The sequence below is a fragment of the Devosia sp. genome (genome assembly GCF_048261455.1).
Classification (GTDB): Bacteria; Pseudomonadota; Alphaproteobacteria; order Rhizobiales; family Devosiaceae; genus Devosia_A.
In genome coordinates this window covers 175,803-196,586 of the sequence record NZ_JBLXGA010000002.1, presented here as the reverse complement: position 1 = coordinate 196,586, position 20,784 = coordinate 175,803, and the positions used below count along the sequence as shown (strand labels likewise).

Below are 20,784 nucleotides of genomic sequence, written 5' to 3'. Positions count from 1 at the left end.
TAAAAGGCGGCGCCGGGTTCAGCCGGACACCGCCTTGAAGGACCGATGGGGCAGGCGCCGTTCAGCCGAACAGCAGGACGCCCCATAGCCCGATGGCGCCGACGAAAATGCGCCAGTAGGCGAACAGCGCAAAGCCGCGCTTCGACACGTAATCCAGCAGATAGCGCACCACGAAGAATGCGGTGACGAACGCGGCGGCAAAGCCGATGACGACGCTGAAGCCCACCTCGCTGGTGATGAACTCGCGGCTCTTGTAGAGCTCGTAGGCAAAGGCGCCGCTCATGATCGGCAATGCCAGGAAGAAGGTGAACTCGGCCGCAGAGCGCTTGTCGGTGCCAAGCAACAGGGCGCCGACGATGGTGGCGCCTGAGCGCGAGACGCCCGGCACCAGCGCCAGCACCTGGAACAGCCCGACATAAAGGCACAGCAGCGGCGGAAAGCTGTAGATATCGGTATATTTCGGCGTCAGCTTCAACTGGTCGACATAGAGCAGCACCAGCCCGCCGACGATCAGCGACACGCAGATCACCACCGGCGACTCATAGATAACCGTCTTGATGAAATCGTGTGCCAGCACTCCGGCCAACGCCGCCGGGAACGAGGCCAGGACGATGCCCAGGATGAAGCGAAGGGCCCCCGGTTTGCGGGCGATTGCGTCGCGCGCAATGGCGATCAGCCGGCTGAAATAGACGACCACGATGGCAAGGATGGCGCCGAGCTGGATAAGCACTTCGAACACCCGTCCGGGGCTGTCGAACCCCAGGAACTTGCCGGCCAGCAGCAGGTGTGCGGTGGAGGAAACCGGCAGGAATTCGGTAACCCCTTCGATGATGCCGAGCAGGAGCGGCACAAAAAGACCTTGATCGCCGTTCAATTCATCTCCTACTCAATCTCATCGTCGCCGCTTTGGGCTGCTTCTAGCCCGATTTGCCGGCCATCGCCAAGGAATAGCGCCACCCGCTGATATGACCAGGTTGCTTCATCACCGGCTGGATCCCGCGTCCCGCCTCGTCCGCCTGATGTTCGCCGAATATGGCGTTACTGCGGAGCTTGAGGACATCAAGCCCTGGGCCCGCGAGGCCCGGCTGCTCGACATCAATCCGGCGGGCACCGTGCCCGTGCTGTTCGAGGACGGCGAACCGCCGATCGTCGGCACGCTGGCCGTGCTTCATGCGGTCGAAGACGCCTATGCGCCGACCTCGGTGCCGGGGCTGATCCCCGCGTCGCCGCGCGACAAGGCCGAGATGTGGCGCCTGCTCGAATGGGTGCTGATCAAGCTCAATGACGAAGTGACCCGCTACGTGCTCGAGGAAAAGATCGTCAAGCGCGACCAGCGCGGCGCGACGCCAGAGCCCGGCGTGCTGCGCGTCGCCAAGGCCAACCTCGGCGAGCATCTGCTCTATTTCAACTGGCTCTTCGCCTCGCGCGAATGGATGGCCGGCGACGACATGACGCTCGCCGATTTCGCGCTGGCCGCGCACCTGAGCAGCCTCGACTATCTCGGCGACGTGGCCTGGGATTCCTCGCCCGAAACGCGGCAATGGTATGCCCGCATCAAGTCGCGTCCGGCCTTCCGCACTCTGCTGAACGACCGCATCTCCGGCATGATGCCGTCAAAGGGCTATGCCGACCTCGATTTCTGATACGCTGCCGCGGGTGGATCAGACAAAACTCATTGCCGAACTCAAAAGCCGCGCCAAGGCGCTGGGCTTTGATGCCTTCGGCATTGCGGCGGCCGATGCCCGGCCCGACCTGCCCGAAAAACTGCAAGTGGCGCTTGAGCGCGGCTGGCATGGCGACATGGACTGGATGGCCGAAACCGCCGCACGGCGGGAAGCACCGGCGGGCCTCTGGCCCGAGGCGCGCGCCATCATCATGCTCGGCGTCAACTATGGACCCGATAGCGATCCGCTGGCGCAGCTCGGCGAGCGCGAGACCGGCAATATCTCGGTCTATGCCCGCAATCGGGATTACCACGACCTGATCAAGGGCAAGCTGAAGGAGCTCGCGGGGCTCTTGCATCGGCGCGCCGGGGCTGAGGTGAAGGTCTTTGTCGATACCGCCCCGGTGATGGAAAAGCCGCTCGGCGAAGCAGCCGGTATCGGCTGGCAGGGCAAGCACACGGTGCTGGTCAGTCGCGAATTCGGCTCCTGGCTGTTTCTGGGCGCCATCATGACAGACATGGCGCTGCCGCCCGATGCGCCGCATGCTGAAAGCTGCGGCTCGTGCCGGCGCTGCCTCGATATCTGCCCCACCAATGCCTTCCCGGCGCCCTTCCAGCTCGATGCGCGGCGCTGCCTCGCCTATCTCAACATCGAGCTCAAGGGCGCCATCCCGCACGAATTCCGCATCGCCATGGGCAACCGCATCTATGGCTGCGACGATTGCCTCGCCGTCTGCCCGTGGAACAAGTTCGCGACGCAAACCCGCGAGATGAAGCTGCAGGCCCGCGAGTATCTCAGGGCCCCGGCGCTGGCCGATCTCGCGCAGCTGGACGACCCGGGCTTTCGGGCCCTGTTCGCCGGCTCCCCGGTCAAGCGGCTGGGGCATGCCCGTTTCCTGCGCAATGTGCTGATCGCCCTCGGCAACTCGCAAAGCCGCGCCCTCGCGCCGCTCGCCGAGCAAAGGCTGACGGATCCCGACCCGCTGATCCGCGGTGCCGCCGTCTGGGCCACTCGCCGGCTGGCCGAGGCCGAAAAAGCCGCAGCCCTGAAACTTGCCTTTTTGCCCGCAGAGCGCGACACATCCGTCCGTGAAGAATGGAACGCGGTCGTCCCAGCCGACGCGCGCTGACTGAAAGGTAGTAAAAGTGCGCCTCTTCTTTTTTGGCATGGGCTATTCCTCGCGCGCGACCGCACAGGCGCTGCGCAATCTCGAAAACCAGGACATTCCCGTCGCCGGCACCACCCGCAGCCTCGAATCTGCGGAAGACTGGGCCGACACGAGCTACGACATGCATGTCTTCGATGGCGAAGTGCCCGGCCCGACGCTGTCGGCCGACCTGCGCCAGGCGACGCATGTCATTCTCTCGATTCCGCCCGACGAGCGCGGCGACGCGGCGCTGAACCTGCACCGGGCCGATCTCGATGCGGCCGAAAACCTCGAATGGATCGGCTATTTCTCGACCGTCGGCGTCTATGGGGATTTCGGCGGCCAGTGGATCGACGAGGATGCGCCGACGCGGCCCGTCAATCCGCGCTCGAAGCAGCGCGTTGCGGCCGAAGAGGCCTGGCGCGACTATGCGAAAGAGCGTGGGGTGCCGCTGTTCATCGAGCGTCTCGCCGGCATCTACGGGCCGGGCCGTTCCGCCTTCGACAAGCTGCGCGCCGGCACCGCCCGCCGCATCGTCAAGCCGGGGCAGGTGTTCAACCGCATCCATGTCACCGATATCGGCGAAATCACCGCGCTGGCCGCCCGCGCCCGCCTGGCCGGCACCTACAACCTCACCGATACGGAGCCCGCGCCGCCGCAGGATCTGGTCAGCTACGCAGCCGACCTGATGGGCGTTGCGCCGCCGCCGGACACGCCCTTCGAGACCGCGCCGCTCAGCCCCATGGCGCGCAGCTTTTATTCCGACAACAAGCGCGTGTCCTCGAAACGCCTGCTCGCAGCGCTCGATACCGAGCTGCGTTTTCCGACCTATCGCGAGGGGCTGAACGCCATCTGGGAGACGCATCAGTGAGTGCGCCGCAGCCGGCTAGCGGGCGCCCGGCGCGCATCGTACTCGAGGGGCAATATGTCCGCCTCGAGCCGCTGCGCCCCGAGCACGCGGCCGATCTCTACGTCGCGTCCGCCGATCCGGATGCGGCCGCGCGCTACCGCTATCTGTTCGAGTCGGCACCGGCCGACGCCGACGAGATGGACGCCTGGGTCGCGGCCGCGATGCCGGTCGACGATCCGCTGCACTTCGCGGTGGTCGATCGCGCCACTGGCCGCGCCATGGGCCGGCAGGCGCTGATGCGCATCGTCCCCGAGCATGGCGTCATCGAGATCGGCTCGATCTACTGGGGGCCGGCCATGGCCCGCACCCGGCGCGCCACCGAAGCGCTTTATCTCAGCGCGCGCTACATCTTCGATGAGCTCGGCTACCGGCGCTTCGAGTGGAAGTGCAATGATCGCAATGCCCCCTCCATCAGCGCCGCCAGGCGCTTCGGGTTCACCTATGAGGGCACGTTCCGCCAGCACATGATCCAGAAGGGCGAAAACCGCGACACCGCCTGGTTCGCCATGCTGGATGGCGACTGGCCCAAAATCCGCGCCGAATACGAACGCTGGCTCGCCCCGGAGAATTTTGACACCGATGGCGTGCAGAGGGCGCGCCTCAGCCTGTCGTGAAGCTGCTCCACGTCAGCGAAACGTCCGGCATCGCGCGTTTCGTGCCGCGGCCGGCGGCGGATGGCGTGGCCAAGGTCTGGGCTGTCGAGGAGCGGACGCTCGTCAATTACCTGCTGCCACGCGACTGCCCGCGGCTTTGCTTCCACCCGGGCCCGGATGCGACGCCGGACGAACTGGCGCTGCTCGGGGGTGCGGCAGCCGTCGTCGCCATCGAGCAGGCCTGGGCGGCCCGGGTAAACGCCGCCAGCGTCTGGGTCTACGATATGCCGGCCGAAAGCTTCCGCAACATCGATCCGGTGGCCGGCTACTGGATCAGCGAGACGCCGGTGACCCCGGTCGCGGCGCGTCTCGAGACCGACCTGCCGGCGCGGATTGCCGCCCGCGGCGCGCAGTTGAGAGTCCTCGATTCGCTGTGGCCGCTCCATGATGTCGTCACGGCTTCCGGGCTGGCATTCTCTGCGATCCGCATGCGCAACGCCGCCCTGCGCCCCGCCTAAAGCTCCATGCGCAATTGCAGCGCCGGGGCGCCGACCTGCCGCTTCACCGCCTCGCGCAGCAGTTCGAGGTCGCTGTCGCGGCTCAGCCGATGGTCGCCATCGGGGATGAGGGTCAGCGTCGTGGGGTCGATCAGCAGGTGCTGGACCAGTTTCATCGCGTGCTCCGGCGGCACGTCCGGGTCCTTGGCGCCCTGCAGGATGGTCACCGGGCAGCCGGTCTCGATGCCGCGGCCGAACAGCAGATGGTTGCGCCCGTCCTCCAGCAGCGCCCGGGTGTAGGGGTAGGGCGTGTCCGAATACTGCGAGGCGCGGTAGACGACGCCGTCGCGCTTGAGAATGTGCTGCTCGGCCGTGCTCAGGCGCTTCTGCATCAGTTCAGCTGTCGCATCGACGGCTGGTGCTATGAGGATCAGCGCTTTCACCCGGTCGGGCGCAGACTTGCGCAGCGCCCGGGCGAGCAGCAGCGCGATCCAGCCGCCGATCGATGAGCCGACGATGATCTGCGGCCCTTTGGTGGTCGAAAACACCGCCAGGGCCTCTTCGAGCCAGCGGCTGATCGTGCCGTCGAGAAAATCACCGCCCGACTGGCCATGGCCCGAATAGTCGAAGCGGGTGACGGCAAGACCCAGTTCGGCCCCGAACGCATCGAGCGCCTCGGCCTTCAGCCCCACCATTTCGGAGCGATAGCCCGACAGCCAGAACAGGCCCGGCGCGCGTCCGGTGCGGCGCAGCACGGCGATCTGCCGGGCATCGCTGCCTACGCTCAGGAACTCCGGACCCCCCACCATGCCTCACTCATGCCCTCGTCACACCGGGTTTGTGCCGGTTTGTGCACGCCGCAGCAACACTTTGGCGTGTTAATCGTTAGTGCAGCGACCCAATCGGGCAAGTTTGCCGATTCCGGTCACGCTTGGCTGTTGACTTATGCCGGTCCCAGCACGATTTTAGGCGCGATTTCCCGCCGTCCTGGTAACAATTGAAGGAACGTCTGCCATTCGTCGTCCCATGAGACCCGTAGCGCCCCAGAAGGATGGGCCGCTTTCCAATGAAGATATCACCTCCGCCGACGTCCAGCTGATCGACGGCGAGGGCACCAACCGTGGTGTGATTCGAACCCGCGATGCGCTGACCGAAGCGCAGGACCAGGGGCTCGATCTGGTCATTATTTCCCCGAACGCGAACCCACCGGTCGCCAAGATGCTCGATCTTGGCCGCTTCAAGTACGCCGCCCAGAAGAAAGCTTCCGAGGCGCGCAAGAAGCAGAAGGTGATCGAGGTCAAGGAAATCCAGATGCGGCCGAACATCGACACGCATGACTACGACACCAAGATGAAGAAGGTTCACAAGTTCCTCGAGGACGGTGACCGCGTCAAGGTGACCATGCGTTTCCGTGGCCGTGAGATGGCGCATCAGGACATCGGCATGGATCTGCTGCGCAAGGTGCAGTCGGAAGTCGACGAGAAGGCCAAGGTCGAATCCGCGCCGCGCTCCGAGGGCCGCCAGATGGTGATGGTTCTCGCGCCGAAGTAAGGCGCACACAGTTTTGATCGTTTATGGGGCGGCCTTCGGGTCGCCCCTTTTGTTTTTGGGTCCCGGGGACTCGCATCCGCTAACCAGATATTGCAAAAGCGGTTTCAGATTTATTTTTTTATGTATCTACTTAATCCGATTTTAATTGGTGGTGACCGTGTCTCCCTCCGGATATCTGCGAAAAATTCTCGAACGCGAGGCAGTCGCGGTCGAGACAGAAGCCAATCTGCGCCTACTTGAAGGCCGCGTCCATGAACTGTGCGCCGACTGGGCCGGGCGGCACCTGCTCGAAATCTTTCCTGTTGGTGCCGTGCAAAAGCGCACCGCCAACATCGGCGGCATTGCTATCGACTTCGCCGTTGCCTTGAGCCCCCGCACGCCCCACGCCGTACCGGTGATCTATCGCTCGATGGAAAGTGCGCTGCAGCGCGCTGGATACCCGACGCGGCGGCGCAACGTCTCGCTCGCGGTCGATCTCGATGGCACGCTGGTCGATCTGGTGCCGGTCAAGCGCGAGAGCTTCACCAGCGAGATGCACGAGCTCTACTCGGTGCGGCGCGACACCTCGATGAAATCCAATCTGGCCCGCAACAGCCGCGCCATCCGCGACAGCGGTCGGCTGGAGGAGATCCGCGTGCTGAAGCTGTGGCGCGACAAGCTCGGGCTCGATTTTCCGTCATTCTATCTGGAGCTCAGTGTGCTGGCGGCGCTGCGGGGGCGCCCCACCGGGGAACTGGCCGACAATGTCTGGGTGACCTTCGGTTATCTCGAAAAGCACTTTTTCGCCCGGGCGGCACTCGACCCCTCGCATGCCATCAACCTGGTGTCGGACGAACTGACCCGCGGGCAGAAGCTTGCCATCCGTGATGCCGCCGCCGCCGTGCGCGCCACCCGGGCCTGGTCGGATATCCTTGCCTGAGCGGCTAAGGCCCAGTTAATCAGAACACGTTATGCTACGCCCTGCAGTTATTCGTCTGGTGGCTCTCATGCCGGTTTCGCCTGACTTCAAGGACAGCCTGTTTCAGGTCTCAGCGCTTTTGGCGCGACGCCTCGCCGTCGTGCTGCGCGATGCGCTTGCCCCGCATGGCCTGCATCCGGCCCAGTTCATCGCTCTGAACGAGATCGCCGCGCGCGAGGGGCTGACCCAGGCCGAACTGGCCCTCAGGCTCGAACTCGAACAGCCCGGCGTGGCCCGCACCCTTAGCGCCTTGTCCGCCGATGGCTGGATCGAGCGCAGCACCTTGGGCAAGGGCCGCGCCCAGGGACTTTATCTCAGCGAACGCGCGCGATCCGTGCTACCTGAGGCTGCAGCGGCCGTCGCAGCGGCCGAACGCAAGGCCACGGCCTCGCTGGGCCGCACCGAGTCCGCGCTGCTCGTTGATGCACTGGCCATGCTGGCAGCGGAAATCCGCGACTGAGCGCCTCCAGCGCCCTTGCCTTCGGTCAAAATTGCCCCTATAGACGCGCCTTCTAGCGGGCCGCCCGGCCAACAGGCATGCCGTGGCAGTCTCGAATGCTGGTCCTCCGGACCACCTCTAACAGGATGAGCAAAATGCCCAAAATGAAGACCAAATCGGGCGCTAAAAAGCGCTTCAAGATGACTGCGACAGGCCGCGTCAAGGCAGGCGTCGCAGGCAAGCGTCACCGGCTTATCAGCCACAGCGCCGACTACATTCGCTCCCACCGCGGCACCAAGGTGCTCAAGAAGGGCGATGAAGGTCTGGTGAAGTGGTACATGCCCTACAATCGCTAAGGAGCCAGTGAACAATGTCACGCGTTAAAAGAGGCGTTACCGCCCACGCCCGTCACAAGAAGGTTCTGAAGGCAGCTTCGGGCTTTTATGGTCGCCGCAAGAACACCATCCGCACGGCCAAGGCCGCTGTCGATAAGGCCGGCCAGTACGCTTACCGCGATCGTCGCGCCAAAAAGCGCAACTTCCGCGCCCTGTGGATCCAGCGCATCAACGCCGCTGTCCGCGAGCACGGCCTGACCTACGGTCGATTTATCGACGGCCTCTTGAAGGCTGATATCGCTGTCGACCGCAAGGTGCTCTCTGATCTCGCGATCACCGAGCCCGCAGCGTTCGCAGCGCTGGTTGCCCAGGCCAAGACCGCGCTCAACTATCTCGGCGACGTCGAAAAGACGACGCACGAGCGCGTTTCCGCCTAAGCACCTCGCCTTTTAAGAGGCCTTGAGCTAAGCCTTGCGCCGCCCCGACGGGTGGCGCGGGGCTTTTTGCTTTCCGCCGTGTGCTTGCGTTCGCAGGCCGCTCGCAGCCAAGACGACGAATACGGAAGAACCCCAATGTCTCTCGACGCCCAGATCGATACCCTTCGCACCGAGATCACCGCCGCTGTGGCGGCTGCCAGCGATCAGACGCAGATCGAGGCCGTGCGCGTCGGCGCCCTCGGCAAGAAGGGCTCCGTCTCCGCCTTGCTGGCAACGCTCGGCAAGATGCAGCCCGAGGAGCGCAAGAGCGCCGGTGCCGCGATCAACGGGCTGAAGACGGAAATGGCCGGCCTGATCGAAGCGCGTGCCGCCGAACTGGCCCGCGCCGCGCTCGATGCGCGCCTCGCTGCCGAGCGGGTCGATGTCACCCTGCCGGTCGGTACCCCGCCCACCGCCGAAGGCCGCATCCACCCCGTCAGCCAGGTGATGGACGAGATCACCGCGATCTTCTCGGACATGGGCTTTTCCATTGCCGAAGGCCCGGAAATCGAGACCGACTGGTACAATTTCACCGCGCTGAACTTCCCCGAGGGGCACCCGGCGCGCGAGATGCACGACACCTTCTTCATGGCGCCGTCGGCCGACGGGGTGAAGCGCGTGCTGCGCACCCACACCTCGCCGGTGCAGGTGCGTTCGATGCTGAAGACCAACGAAAAGCCCGCCGCGCCCTATCTCACCCCGGCCGTCGAGCCGCCGATCCGCGTCGTCTGCCCGGGCCGCACCTACCGGCACGATTCCGATCAGACCCACACGCCCATGTTCCATCAGGTCGAGGGTCTGGTGATCGACAAGACCAGCCATATCGGCCAGCTGCGCTGGGTGCTCGAGGAGTTCTTCAAGGCCTTCTTCGAGATCGACGACGTGACGCTGCGGTTCCGCCCCAGCTTCTTCCCCTTCACCGAACCCTCGATGGAGGTCGACGTGCAATGCGACCGCTCCGGCCCGGACGTGAAGATCGGGCAGGGCAGCGACTGGCTGGAAGTGCTCGGCTGCGGCATGGTGCACCCCAACGTCCTGCGCAATTGCGGGCTCGACCCCGACGTCTACCAGGGCTTCGCCTGGGGCATCGGCATCGACCGGCTCGCCATGCTGAAATACGGCATGAACGACCTGCGCGCCTTCTTCGACGCCGACAAGCGCTGGCTCGATCACTACGGCTTCCGCCCGCTCGACCTGCCGACGCTGTTCGGCGGCCTCAGCAGCTGATGTTTGGGGCAATGGCATGAGCGATCAACAGACCGGCACCGTCACCTTTGCCTTCGGCGATAGCCCGGAAATGGCCGATGAGCTGCTCGGGCTGGTGCTGGCCGGCAAGAAGACCGCGACCTGTGGCGCCCTGCGCGATTTCGGTCCGGGTGGCGAGGCGCGCCCGGTTGTCGGCCGGCGCGACGTCATTCTCGACGGCAAGGGGCGCCCTGGTGCGCTGATCGAAACCCTCGAGGTCACCGAGCGTCGCTTCGACGAGATTGACGAAGCCTTTGCCCGCGATGAGGGCGAGGGCCTGTTGACCCTGGCCGACTGGCGCGAGGGCCATCGGGACTATTTCGAACGCAATGGCGGCTGGAGCGAAGACATGATGCTGCTGTGCGAGCGCTTCCGCCTCGTCGAGGACCTCACCCGATGAGCCTGCAGCCGCCCATCCTCGACGAAGAGCCGCCGGTCACCACGTTTGTCGTGACCGATATTGAGTCCGACGGTCACGACCCGTTGCAGAGCTCGATGCTGAGCTTCGCCTCGGTCGCCTGCGACGTCACAGGCAAGGTGCTCGGCGAGTTCGACGCGGTGCTGAAGCCGCGCACAGACCGCGCGCCTGACCCCAACACCATGGCCTGGTGGCAGACCCAGCCCGAAGCCTGGGCGCACGCGACCAACAATCCCGAAGCGCCGGAAATCGTCATGCCGCGCTTTGCCGACTGGGTCGACAGCCTGCCTGGCTTCAAGGTGTTTGCCGCTGCGCCGATGATCTTCGACGGGCTGTGGATGGATCATTACCTGTCCACCTTCGCTGGCACGCGAGTGCTCGGTGGGCCCTACAAGTCGCGCCAGATCTTCCGCGGTGGCGGCGTCTGCCTCTACACTATGGCCGGCACGCTGCGCGGCGCGGAATATCTGCAGTGGGGCATGCAGCGCGTGCCGCCCGAATGGTACGGCCATATCGAGCACACGCACCGTGCCATCGACGACGCGCGCGGCTTTGCCAATGTGCTGGCCAAACTGTTCGAGATTTCCGGCGGCCTGCCGAAGATCGAGGCAACCGAGAGCGTTTACAAATGAGGGGCTTCGGGGTCGTGGCATTGCTGCATATGGCCGGGAAAAAGCCCGTCGAGAAAAAGCCGCTGCCGCATGGCGCGCCGGCGGGCACCTATACCTGCCTGGTGCGCCGCGTCGAATATTGGTCGGGCCCCCGCGCCGGCGAGGTCGAGGAGCTGGAGGGCGGCGACTGGCAGCTCGATGTCATCACCGACCAGAACCTGTTGTGGGAATATGAAGACGGCAACAGCCTGCACAACGGCCTGCCGCTGACCATTCGCTACAAGCCCAATGGCGCCGATCAGCTGATCGCCCATACCTCCGATCTCGGCCTCGTGCTGCGCATTGCCCTGGGGCCGGACCCCGAGCACGTTCCCGATCCTTTCACGGCCCTTGGCGCGCAGGTCGCGCTGAACGGTATCTGCTATTTCCAACCACGAGGTTCATGATGAAATTCACCCTGGAGTGGCTGAAGGACCATCTCGAAACCGAAGCGAGCGTCGAAGAGATCGCCAAGGCGCTGACCGAAATCGGCCTCGAGGTCGAAGACGTCTCCGATCCTGCCGAGGCCCTGCGCCCCTTCGTCGTGGCGAAGGTGGTCGAGGCGAAGCCGCATCCCAATTCCGACCATCTGAACCTTTGCAAGGTCGATGCCGGCACCGGCGAACTGATCGACGTGGTCTGCGGCGCGCCCAATGCGCGCACCGGCATCAAGTCGGTTTTCGCGGCGCCCGGCACCTATATCCCGGGCAAGGATTTCACCTTGAAGGGCGGCGTCGTCATCCGCGGCGAGCCCTCGAACGGCATGCTGTGTTCGGCCGCCGAGCTCGAGCTCAGCGACGACCATGACGGCATCATCGAACTGCCCGAGGATGCGCCGGTCGGCATTTCCTATGTCGATTATGCCAAGCTCGGCGGCGCAGTGATCGACATCTCGATCACCCCCAACCGTGGCGACGCGACCGGCGTTTATGGCATCGCTCGCGATCTCGCAGCCTTTGGCCTCGGCACGCTGAAGCCGACCGACATGTCGCCGGTGCCCTCGAAGGGCAAGAGCGCCATCGCGCCCCTGGCGCATGACTTCGCCGAAGGTCAGCCCAAGGCGATCCGCAAGTTCGCCGGTCGGCTGATCGTCGGCATCGTCAACGGCCCGTCGCCCGACTGGCTGCAGCAGCGCCTGCGCGCCGTCGGCCTGCGCCCCATCAACAAGGTGGTGGACATCACCAATCTCGTGTCGCTCGGCTGGGGCCGGCCGCTGCACGCCTATGACGCCGACAAGGTCGCCGGCACCATGGTGCTGCGCAATGCCCGCGAAGGCGAAACCCTCGACGCGCTCGACAACAAGATCTACCCGCTCGACGACACGATGACGGTGATCGCCGACAATCAGGGCCCGCTCTGCCTCGGCGGCATCATGGGCGGCATCCGCTCGGGCGTCACCGATGAGACCACCAATGTCTTCATGGAATCGGCGAGCTGGGACCCGGACCTGATCGCCCAGTCGGGCCGCAAGACCGGCATCGTTTCCGATGCCCGCTATCGGCTGGAGCGCTCGGTTGATCCTGCGCTGACCGAGCCCGGCCTTGAACTCGCGACCCGTCTGGTGCTCGAGCTCTGCGGTGGCGAGCCGATGGAACACGCCATTTCCGGCGCCGATGTCTTCCCCGAAACCGAGATCGACTTCCCGCTGTCTGAAGTGCGCCGCCTCACCGGTCTCTCCCGCGCGCCTGAAGAGATCACGGCCGTGCTCGAACGCCTCGGCTTCGAGGTCGAAGGCGATGGCGAAACCCGCAAGGTGCTGGTCCCCTCCTGGCGTCCCGATGTCACCATGAAGGCCGACCTCGCCGAAGAGGTGATGCGCATGGTGGGCGTCGACAACATCCCGGTCGATCCGCTGCCGCGGCTCACCACCGTTGCCCCGCGCATCCTCACCACCATGCAGAACCGCCGCCGTCTGGCGCGGCGCGTTCTGGCCGCCCGCGGTCTCGACGAGGCGGTCAACTGGTCCTTCATTTCGGCAAAGGAAGCCGAGCGCTTCGGCGGCGGTTCGCCCGAGCTGAAACTCGCCAACCCGATCGCCTCCGAACTGACCGACATGCGGCCTTCGCTGCTGCCGGGCCTGCTCGGAGCGCTGCAGCGCAACACCGCACGCGGCATCAACGAGCTGAAGCTGTTCGAGGTCGGCCAGGTCTTCGCCTCGGTCAATCCCGATGGCCAGCGCACCTATGCCTCGGGCCTGCGCATGGGCGCCCCGCGCGACTGGCGCGGCGTCAGCAAGACTCCGGATGTCTTCGACGCCAAGGCCGATCTCGGCGCGCTGCTCGATGCCATGGGCCTCGATATCGACAAGCTGCAGGTGACGGCAGACGCCGCCGGCTGGAGCCATCCCGGCCGCGGCGGGCGCATCCAGATGGGCCCCAAGCTGATCATCGGCTGGTTCGGCGAAGTGCACCCCGATGTGCTGGAGCTCTACGATCTCACGGGCCCGGTCGTCGCCTTCGAACTCGATCTCGACGCCATCCCCGAGCCGCGCCGCAAGTCGAGCCGCGCCAAGCCGGCGCTGTCACTCTCCGACCAGATGCCGCTCAACCGCGATTTCGCCTTCGTCGTCGACAGCGACGTGCCGGCGGCAACCCTGCTCAAGGCCGCCCGAGGTGCCGACAAGACCCTGATCTCGAACGTCAATGTCTTCGACGTCTTCGAGGGCAAGGGTGTCGGCGAGGGCAAGAAGTCGGTCGGCCTCGCGGTCACCCTGCAGCCGCAGGACAAGACCCTGACCGACGAGGAAATCGAAAAGGTTGCGAGAAACGTCGTCGCCGCCGTTACCAAGGCGACGGGCGGCACGCTCCGGGGGTAGGGGCACGAACTCTCGGTGTCATCCCGGCCTTGTGCCGGGATCCATCTTCAGATGTCGCGCCGAGAAGGTGTGGATGCGGTAGCCATCCAGGATGGGCCCCGGCTTTCGCCGGGGTGACATCCTGGATGGTGTGCCTCTGTGCCTCACGCCCTTCTTCCTTCTCCCACAAGGGGAGAAGGCGCTGACTGCCGGCAACCTGTCAGGACGCGGCCCGCCCGCTCACACCTGCGGGCGGTTGTCGGTCAGCCCGTCCTTGACCGCCGCGTCGATCGCCGCGATTTCGGCGTCGTCGAGGCTCAGGTTGTCGAGCACCCCGAGGCAGTCCTTGAGCTGGTCCAGCGTGCGGATGCCGATCAGCGCCGAGGTGATCTCCTTGCGCCGCAGCACCCAGGCCAGCGCCAGTTGCACCATGCTCTGCCCGCGCGCTTCGGCGATGGCGCCCAGCTTTTCGACGGCATCTAGCACGCGCGGCTCCAGCCGGCTGGCGTTCAGCGAATAGTTCTCGGAGGCGCGGGTGCCGCCGAGGTCGTCGCGTCGGTTGTACTTGCCCGACAGGATGCCCTGCTGCAGCGGCGAGAAGGCGATCATGCCGATCCCCAGTTCGTCGCAGACGCCGATCGTGTCGTCATCCTCGATCCAGCGGTTTAGGATCGAATAGCTCGGCTGGTGGATGAGGCAGGGAACGCCCATCTCCTTCAAAATTCGGTGCGCCTCGCGCGTCTGCTCGGCGGGGTAGCTGGAAATGCCGACATAGAGCGCCTTGCCCTGCCGGTGCAGCTGCGCCAGGGCGCCCATGGTTTCTTCGAGCGGCGTCTCCGGATCGAACCGGTGCGAATAAAAGATATCGACATAGTCGAGACCCATCCGCTTGAGGCTCTGGTCCGCCGAGGCGATAAGATATTTGCGCGAGCCGTGGTCGCCATAGGGGCCATCCCACATCGGCCACCCGGCCTTGGACGAAATCACCATCTCGTCGCGATAGGGCCGGAAGTCCCGCGCCATCACCTGGCCGAACAGTTCCTCGGCAGAGCCCGGCGGCGGGCCGTAGTTATTGGCGAGGTCGAAATGCGTGACGCCCTTGTCGAAGGCATAGCCGAGCATTTCGAAGGCGCTGGGATAGTCGCGGCTGCCGCCGAAATTCTGCCACAGCCCCAGCGAGATCGCCGGCAGCATCAGCCCGGATCTGCCGGTGCGCCGGTACGGCATTTCGCCATAGCGGTCGTCGCTGGCCCGATAGGTCATGAAGTCTCTCCTGATATGTCCTGGCGGCCCACGGCGCGCCGTCGTCGTCAAATGCGGCCCGCCGCACATTCTCGGGCCGGCGGGTGAGGGGGCGGCGCGCGGCCGCCCCGGACGCCATTACGGCACCTTGTGGCCGGCGGCGCGGAACAGCCGGTACCAGTCTTCGCGGCTGAGCTGCACGTCGGCTCCCGCCGCGCATTCGCGCACCCGCGACGGCTTCGTGGTGCCGAGCACGACCTGAATATTGGCCGGATGACGGGTGATCCACGCCACCGCGATGCCGGTCGGCGTGACGCCATGCGTTTCCGCCAGTTCGTCCAGAACGTCGTTCAATTCGGCATAGTTCTCGCGGTCGCCGACGAAGACGCCATTGAAGAACCCGGCCTGGAACGGCGACCAGGCCTGCAGCGTCACGCCGTTGAGCCGCGCATAGTCGAGTAGGCCCACATCGCGCGAGATCGACTGGTCGAGCCCGTCCATGTTCACCGCAATGCCCTGCGCAATGAGATTGGCGTGAGTGATCGACAGCTGCACCTGGTTGAACAGCAGCGGCTGGTTCAGCGTGCCTTTCAATAGCTCCATCTGCCCCGGCGTCTGGTTGGAGACGCCGAAATGGCGCACCTTGCCGGCGGCGTGCAGCGTGTCGAAGGCCTTGGCGACATCCTCGGGCTCCACCAGCGTGTCTGGACGGTGCAGCAACAGCACGTCGAGATAGTCGGTATTTAGCGCCTTCAGCGACTCGTCCACCGAGCTCAGGATGTGCTCGGACGAAAAGTCGAAGAACCCCTTGCGGATGCCGACCTTGGACTGAATGACCATCTTCTCGCGGTCGCTGGCGCTCAGCTGCATCGCCTCGCCGAAGCGGCGCTCGCACAGGTGGTCGCCGCCATAGACATCGGCATGGTCGATCATCGTCACGCCGGCGTCCATCGCCGCGCCGACCAGTTCGCGGATCTCGGCGTCGCTCATCTCCTTGATGCGCATCAGCCCGGCGATGACGGCCGGCAGCGCGAGCTCGGAATTGGGTATCTGATAGGTCTTCATGGCGCGTTGGCCTCCCTCTTTGGTCTGTGCTTTGCAGCTTGCGATCGGATGGCGCGACGGGCAGGCAATGCCACCCGCCACCAGCCCCGTGACTGGTTCCAAACGGTTCCGATGTATCGAAGTTGCCCGTCATGCCAGCCGGATGATACATCCGGCCCATCATGATCGCGCCCGTTGACAGTTCCGCCACCCTGCCCGAAACGCCAAAGCCCTTCAAGGTTCTGGCCCTCTACAGGTTCGCCGCGCTGCCCGATTGCGCCGCGCTGCAGCCGGAACTGGCCCGGTTCTGTTGCGCCCGCGGCATTCGCGGCACTTTCATTCTCGCGCCGGAAGGCATCAACGGCACCGTGGCGGGGACGCCCGAAGCGATCGACGCGCTGGCCGCCTGGTTCGAGACCGACCGGCTGTGGGCCGGCCGGCTGGCCGGGGCCGAGGCCAAATATTCGTGGTCGGACGAGATGCCCTTTCACCGCATGAAGGTGCGGCTGAAACCCGAGATCGTCACGCTGCGCGCGCCCCAGGCCGACCCCTCACGCCGCGTCGGCACCTATGTCGCGCCAAAGGACTGGAACGCGCTGATCGACCGCAACGACGTGCTGGTGATCGATACCCGCAACGACTACGAGGTGGCGCTCGGCAGTTTCGCCCGCGCCGCCGATCCGCACACGGCGAGCTTCACCGAGTTCAAGGACTATGTGGCGAAGCTCGACCCGAAGAAAACGCCGAAGGTCGCGATGTTCTGCACCGGCGGCATCCGCTGCGAAAAGGCCTCGGCCTATATGCTGGAGCAGGGCTTCCCCGAGGTGTTTCACTTGCAGGGCGGCATCCTGAAATATCTCGAAACCGTGCCGGAAGCCGAAAGCCGCTTCGCTGGCGAGTGCTTCGTTTTCGACGAGCGCGTCTCGGTAACCCATGGGCTCCAGGAGGGGCAGGCCGAACTCTGCCGCGCCTGCCGTACCCCGATGGCGCCCGATGCGCTGCAGGACGGCATCTGCCAGACCTGTCACGACACAGGCAACACCGCCCGCGCGCTGGAGCGCGAACGCCAGATGCAGCTGGCGCGAGAACGGGGCGAAGCGCATCTGGGCGATGACGCCGCGGCCCGTGCCGCGCACAATCGCCAGCTCAAGCAGGCGCGCCGCGCCGCAGCCCGCGACACCCGCCCGCGGCCCTAACCACGCCGCGACGCGAACTTACCTTCGAATGCAAAAATCCCCCGGGCTTTGCCGGGGGATTCGGACTATGGGATGCATCTCGCGAAGTTCTAGCCGGTTCCTGTTCCGATCGCGGCAGGCGTAGTGCGGAGGTCGGCGGCTGATTCTCGCACTCGGTTTAGTCCGGCAGCTCCGACTGCTCCGGGGGCGGGGGCGGCGGGACGACAATCTGGTCCGACTGGATCTCGAGCAAATCGCCAGCGCCACCCGCCAGGCTGAGCGCCCGGTTCGGCGGGTCATCCTGGCGATGGCGGGCGATCAGGCTCTTGCCCGGCTCGCCGAAATAGCCCTTGAGCCCAACCATGGCGGCGACCGCGCCACTGTCATGAAAGCGGCTCTCGGCCGACACGGATAGCCCCATCTCCGGCGCAAACTGGTATTCGGTTGCGAGCCGCAGCGAATTCTCACCTAGGATCGAGGCCCCACCGAGGCTCAGCCGCCAGTCGTCCGTCGCGTACCAGGCGAGGTCGGCGATGGCGAACATGCCGTTCTCGTCGGGGATGGCAACGTCGTAGTCGACCATGGCCCAGCCGGCCCAGGCCTCAAGACTGATCTGGCCAAGATAGAGTTCAGCTTCGGGGCCGATCGCCGTCAGCATGGCGTCGTCGTTGCGCAGCACGCCGGCGGTAATGCCCAGCAGATAGCTGGATGGGTCGCGGGTGAACCCGTGAACCGCGCCGCCAACCGACCAGTCGCCGTCCTCGGACTGCAAGGACAGGTCGCCCTGCAGGCCGAACATGTCGCCCACTGGTGCCGAAATCGAGCCCGCAGCGCGGAAGATGGCGCTCGACGGATCGGTGAGATAGCCGAGATCGAGTTCCAGCTTGCCGTTTACACCGGACACGGCCGGCGCGACGAAATCGGCGGCATAATCCGCCATTGGCTCCGGATAGATGATGAGATCGGCCGCCTGCACGCCGGTTCCGCACAAGGCGGTGCCGAGCAGCGCGACGCCGAGGATACGCAGTCGCATGTAAAGCCCCCAGTAAACATAGTCTGGAGAAATTACGTACATATCTCTGCTTAAGCGGCAAGCCTCTGGCAGATGTGACGAAATCCTTCGCCGCGGGAGTTGCGGAAATGTGACTCGCGGCCGGCTGGCGCAGCAAAGCGGCAATCCGTGACTTGCCGCCTCGTCTCTTGCCTCGCGCGGCGGACCGCGATTTAGTCGAGGGATGACTGAAGACGAGTTGCAGCAACAGTTCTTCGAGATGCTGATGGAGAGCCAGTACTGGTCTCCGTCGCAGCTCGTCGCCTATCAGCGCGAGCAGCTCGAGCAGCTTCTGCGCCATGCCCGCGCCAACGTGCCCTTCTACGAAAACCGCCTCGATTCCGTCTTCCGCCCCGGCGGCGGCATCGACTGGGACCGCTGGCACGAGATCCCGATCGTCACCCGCACCGACATGCGCGACCACCGCGACGCCATGCTGGCGCAGCGCGTCCCGACGGGGCACGGGAAGTACAGCACCATTGAATCCTCTGGCTCTACGGGATTGCCGATCAAAATCACCACGAACCGTCTGATGATGCTGGCCACGCGCGCTGTTCGATATCGCGCACAAACCTGGCACGACTTTGACTGGTCCAAGACGTATGCCGCGCGCTATGTCGGTGAGGTTCGGGAGGATCGTGGCTACCGATCAGACGGCCCTTGGGGCCCGCCTTGGCTCAGCTCAGCGCAACTCGGCACCGCATATCTGATGGACCGCAAGTTGACTGCAGAGCAAATGGTGGACGTCATGTCCAGCGTAGGCGCTAGCTATTTGCGCGCTGGTCCGAAGCCGGCACATGTGCTCGCGCTTGCTGCTGAGCGGGAAGGGTTGGATCTACCACTGCATGCGGTGATCACGCATGGCGAGCAAGTCGAAATGGACGACAAGCAGGCGTACCGGCGGGCATTCGGGGCGATCTGTTTCGAACAGTACAGCTCCAAGGAAGGCGGGCAGATGGCGCACCCCTGCCCGAGTAGCGCTGGTCTGCACGTCGGCGCGGAGAACCTCCTGTTGGAGATCGTTGACGAGAACGGGAAACCTTGCGCCGTCGGTGTCGAAGGCCGCGTGGTCATTACGCCTTTTACCAGCACCACGCAGCCGCTCATTCGCTATGATCAGGGCGACATCGCCGCTCTTGCGCCGCCCTGCAGTTGTGGGCGCGGACTACCCCTCCTGGCGGCTATTTCAGGCCGACAAACAGCGTTCTTCACTCATCCAGACGGTCGTCGCGCATCCGGCATGTTGCCCGAGGCCGTCCGCAACGGTCTCGGTGCGACCATCTGGCAGGTCGCGCAAGTTGGGCCGCTCGATTTCGACATCCGCTATGTACCGAACGATCCAGACAGACCTGGCGATGAAACGGCGGCGATAGCCGCCTTTAAGGCAATCTACTTCGAAGACGCGCGGGTCAAATGCATCCGGCTGCCGCGGATCGAACCCACGGCAGCCGGAAAATATCTTCAATATGTGAACGAGTGGCAATCGTTGAGCTAAGGTTGATCAAACAACGACTAAAATCGATTGCCTAAGTGGGCTCGAGGTCCTGCGGCGGATCTTTCAGATCTTCTTCTGGCTCCTCGTACTCTTCCGAGATCAGACCGCTGGCACCCGAGAACAGGTTGAGTGCCCGGTTCGGCGGGTCGTCCTGGCGGTGGCGATCGATCAGGCTCTTGCCCGGCTCGCCGATATAGCCCTTGAGCCCCACCATGGCGGCAACGGCGCCGGTGTCGTGCCAGCGGGCCTCGCCGGAGAGCGCCAGACCCATTTCCGGGGCAAACTGATATTCGGTTGCAATGTTCAGCGAGTTCTCGCCGAGGATCGACGAACCGCCGATGCTCACCCGCCAGTCGTCCGTCGCATAATAGGCCAGGTCGGCTATCGCAAACCCGCCGCTCAGATCGGTCAGCCCGGCATCGTCATATTCAAGCGCTGCGTAACCAGCCCAGGCCTCGATGCTGATCTGGCCGAGATAGAGTTCAGCTTCGGGGCCGACGGCGAACAGGGTGGAATCGCCTGTCGAGACCACACCGGCAGTCACACCGAGCAGGTAGCTCGACGGGTCGCGGGTGAAGGCGTGCACTGCGCCACCGAAACTCCAGTCACCCTCATAGGACTGCACGGAGAGATCGCCCTGCAGGCCGAACATGTCGCCCACTGGCGCCGAAATCGAGCCCGCAGCGCGGAAAATCGCACTCGAGGGGTCGGTGAGATAGCCGAGGTCGAATTCCAGTTTGCCGTTCACCCCGGACACTGCAGGCGCCGCGAAATCGGCGGCGTAATCGGCCATCGGTTCAGGATAGATGATGAGGTCTGCGGCATTCGCCGCGCCCACCGAAAACACACTGGCCATCAAGACCGTATTCAATACCCGCAGCCGCATCGCCGCCTCTCCTTAATTTCCCTTTCAGAAAAATACACTTATGGGGCTTGGTGACAATCGCCATAGGCAACGAAAGGGAGTGTTCAAATACGGCTGTTGCAAACGGGTAACGCCATACAGAGGTCGGGCAGGATCGTCCGCACGAGGAGGGCGGCGCCTTGGCTCGGCAGATCATCGAGGCGATGCGTTCGAACTGGTGATAGAGGCTCGGCGC

The 20,784-nt window shown here is 64.7% G+C and carries 23 protein-coding genes; 17 read left to right on the top strand and 6 right to left on the bottom strand.

Annotated features, from left to right (window positions below; translation table 11 throughout):
- Positions 1 to 61: 61 nt before the first annotated feature.
- Positions 62 to 874, bottom strand: a complete 813-nt coding sequence (locus ACN0TK_RS02965) for an undecaprenyl-diphosphate phosphatase (RefSeq protein ID WP_417307950.1) — start codon at positions 872 to 874, stop codon at positions 62 to 64.
- Positions 875 to 965: 91 nt separating this feature from the next.
- Between ACN0TK_RS02965 and ACN0TK_RS02960 the strand changes: the two genes are divergently transcribed.
- Genes ACN0TK_RS02960 through ACN0TK_RS02940 form a run of 5 tightly spaced genes read left to right on the top strand, consistent with a single transcriptional unit; the run spans position 966 to position 4,832 of the window.
- A complete protein-coding gene (locus tag ACN0TK_RS02960) occupies positions 966 to 1,643 on the top strand; it encodes a glutathione S-transferase family protein (RefSeq protein WP_417307949.1) in 678 nt (225 codons plus the stop codon).
- On the top strand, positions 1,624 to 2,793 hold the full coding sequence (gene queG, locus ACN0TK_RS02955; protein ID WP_417307948.1) for a tRNA epoxyqueuosine(34) reductase QueG: 1,170 nt from the start codon (positions 1,624 to 1,626) through the stop codon (positions 2,791 to 2,793). The genes ACN0TK_RS02960 and queG overlap by 20 nt, the downstream gene beginning before the upstream one ends.
- A gap of 16 nt (positions 2,794 to 2,809) precedes the next feature.
- Positions 2,810 to 3,682 (top strand): SDR family oxidoreductase, encoded by an 873-nt coding sequence (locus ACN0TK_RS02950; protein WP_417307947.1) that lies wholly within the window; start codon positions 2,810 to 2,812, stop codon positions 3,680 to 3,682.
- Positions 3,679 to 4,335: a GNAT family N-acetyltransferase gene (locus ACN0TK_RS02945; protein ID WP_417307946.1), complete on the top strand. Its 657-nt coding sequence runs from the start codon at positions 3,679 to 3,681 to the stop codon at positions 4,333 to 4,335. Before ACN0TK_RS02950 ends, ACN0TK_RS02945 begins: the two co-directional genes overlap by 4 nt.
- On the top strand, positions 4,332 to 4,832 hold the full coding sequence (locus ACN0TK_RS02940; RefSeq protein ID WP_417307945.1) for a DUF6886 family protein: 501 nt from the start codon (positions 4,332 to 4,334) through the stop codon (positions 4,830 to 4,832). Before ACN0TK_RS02945 ends, ACN0TK_RS02940 begins: the two co-directional genes overlap by 4 nt.
- Here ACN0TK_RS02940 and ACN0TK_RS02935 read toward each other — a convergent pair.
- Positions 4,829 to 5,620, bottom strand: a complete 792-nt coding sequence (locus tag ACN0TK_RS02935) for an alpha/beta hydrolase (RefSeq protein ID WP_417307944.1) — start codon at positions 5,618 to 5,620, stop codon at positions 4,829 to 4,831. The two genes, ACN0TK_RS02940 and ACN0TK_RS02935, sit on opposite strands and share 4 nt — an antisense overlap.
- Before the next feature lie 205 nt (positions 5,621 to 5,825).
- On the opposite strand from ACN0TK_RS02935, the gene infC reads away from it, so the two are divergent.
- The 10 genes from infC (at position 5,826) to pheT (ending at position 13,698) form a co-directional block, all read left to right on the top strand.
- Complete coding sequence (gene infC / locus ACN0TK_RS02930) at positions 5,826 to 6,362, top strand: translation initiation factor IF-3 (protein ID WP_417308138.1); 537 nt, start codon at positions 5,826 to 5,828, stop codon at positions 6,360 to 6,362.
- Positions 6,363 to 6,519: 157 nt separating this feature from the next.
- Positions 6,520 to 7,281 (top strand): hypothetical protein, encoded by a 762-nt coding sequence (locus ACN0TK_RS02925; protein WP_417307943.1) that lies wholly within the window; start codon positions 6,520 to 6,522, stop codon positions 7,279 to 7,281.
- A 67-nt stretch (positions 7,282 to 7,348) separates the two neighbouring features.
- Complete coding sequence (locus tag ACN0TK_RS02920; protein ID WP_417307942.1) at positions 7,349 to 7,780, top strand: MarR family winged helix-turn-helix transcriptional regulator; 432 nt, start codon at positions 7,349 to 7,351, stop codon at positions 7,778 to 7,780.
- A gap of 134 nt (positions 7,781 to 7,914) precedes the next feature.
- Entirely contained in the window at positions 7,915 to 8,115 is a 201-nt protein-coding gene (rpmI, locus tag ACN0TK_RS02915) for a 50S ribosomal protein L35 (RefSeq protein WP_417307941.1), read from the top strand.
- Between the two features lie 14 nt (positions 8,116 to 8,129).
- A complete protein-coding gene (rplT, locus tag ACN0TK_RS02910; RefSeq protein ID WP_417307940.1) occupies positions 8,130 to 8,531 on the top strand; it encodes a 50S ribosomal protein L20 in 402 nt (133 codons plus the stop codon).
- A gap of 135 nt (positions 8,532 to 8,666) precedes the next feature.
- Entirely contained in the window at positions 8,667 to 9,797 is a 1,131-nt protein-coding gene (gene pheS / locus ACN0TK_RS02905; RefSeq protein WP_417307939.1) for a phenylalanine--tRNA ligase subunit alpha, read from the top strand.
- A gap of 16 nt (positions 9,798 to 9,813) precedes the next feature.
- The gene (locus ACN0TK_RS02900) at positions 9,814 to 10,215 is read left to right on the top strand and encodes an ASCH domain-containing protein (RefSeq protein ID WP_417307938.1); all 402 of its coding nucleotides are present in this window, start codon (positions 9,814 to 9,816) and stop codon (positions 10,213 to 10,215) included.
- Positions 10,212 to 10,865, top strand: coding sequence for a 3'-5' exoribonuclease domain-containing protein (locus ACN0TK_RS02895; RefSeq protein WP_417307937.1), 654 nt, complete (start codon positions 10,212 to 10,214; stop codon positions 10,863 to 10,865). Before ACN0TK_RS02900 ends, ACN0TK_RS02895 begins: the two co-directional genes overlap by 4 nt.
- A complete protein-coding gene (locus ACN0TK_RS02890) occupies positions 10,862 to 11,290 on the top strand; it encodes a hypothetical protein (protein WP_417307936.1) in 429 nt (142 codons plus the stop codon). The genes ACN0TK_RS02895 and ACN0TK_RS02890 overlap by 4 nt, the downstream gene beginning before the upstream one ends.
- Positions 11,290 to 13,698 carry a phenylalanine--tRNA ligase subunit beta gene (gene pheT / locus ACN0TK_RS02885; RefSeq protein WP_417307935.1) on the top strand — a complete coding sequence of 803 codons (2,409 nt, stop codon included), beginning with the start codon at positions 11,290 to 11,292 and terminating at the stop codon, positions 13,696 to 13,698. Before ACN0TK_RS02890 ends, pheT begins: the two co-directional genes overlap by 1 nt.
- A 219-nt stretch (positions 13,699 to 13,917) precedes the next feature.
- Here the strand turns inward: pheT and ACN0TK_RS02880 are convergent, their stop codons facing one another.
- Positions 13,918 to 14,940 (bottom strand): aldo/keto reductase, encoded by a 1,023-nt coding sequence (locus ACN0TK_RS02880; RefSeq protein ID WP_417307934.1) that lies wholly within the window; start codon positions 14,938 to 14,940, stop codon positions 13,918 to 13,920.
- Positions 14,941 to 15,057: 117 nt separating this feature from the next.
- Positions 15,058 to 15,984, bottom strand: a complete 927-nt coding sequence (locus ACN0TK_RS02875) for an aldo/keto reductase (RefSeq protein WP_417307933.1) — start codon at positions 15,982 to 15,984, stop codon at positions 15,058 to 15,060.
- 161 nt (positions 15,985 to 16,145) lie between these two features.
- On the opposite strand from ACN0TK_RS02875, the gene ACN0TK_RS02870 reads away from it, so the two are divergent.
- The gene (locus ACN0TK_RS02870) at positions 16,146 to 17,159 is read left to right on the top strand and encodes a rhodanese-related sulfurtransferase (RefSeq protein ID WP_417307932.1); all 1,014 of its coding nucleotides are present in this window, start codon (positions 16,146 to 16,148) and stop codon (positions 17,157 to 17,159) included.
- A 157-nt stretch (positions 17,160 to 17,316) separates the two neighbouring features.
- On the opposite strand, the gene ACN0TK_RS02865 is transcribed toward ACN0TK_RS02870, so the two are convergent.
- Positions 17,317 to 18,171, bottom strand: coding sequence for a hypothetical protein (locus ACN0TK_RS02865; RefSeq protein WP_417307931.1), 855 nt, complete (start codon positions 18,169 to 18,171; stop codon positions 17,317 to 17,319).
- A 202-nt stretch (positions 18,172 to 18,373) separates the two neighbouring features.
- Between ACN0TK_RS02865 and ACN0TK_RS02860 the strand changes: the two genes are divergently transcribed.
- Positions 18,374 to 19,684, top strand: coding sequence for a phenylacetate--CoA ligase family protein (locus ACN0TK_RS02860; RefSeq protein WP_417307930.1), 1,311 nt, complete (start codon positions 18,374 to 18,376; stop codon positions 19,682 to 19,684).
- Positions 19,685 to 19,715: 31 nt separating this feature from the next.
- Here ACN0TK_RS02860 and ACN0TK_RS02855 read toward each other — a convergent pair whose 3' ends face one another.
- Positions 19,716 to 20,570 (bottom strand): hypothetical protein, encoded by an 855-nt coding sequence (locus ACN0TK_RS02855; protein WP_417307929.1) that lies wholly within the window; start codon positions 20,568 to 20,570, stop codon positions 19,716 to 19,718.
- Positions 20,571 to 20,784: the final 214 nt, after the last annotated feature.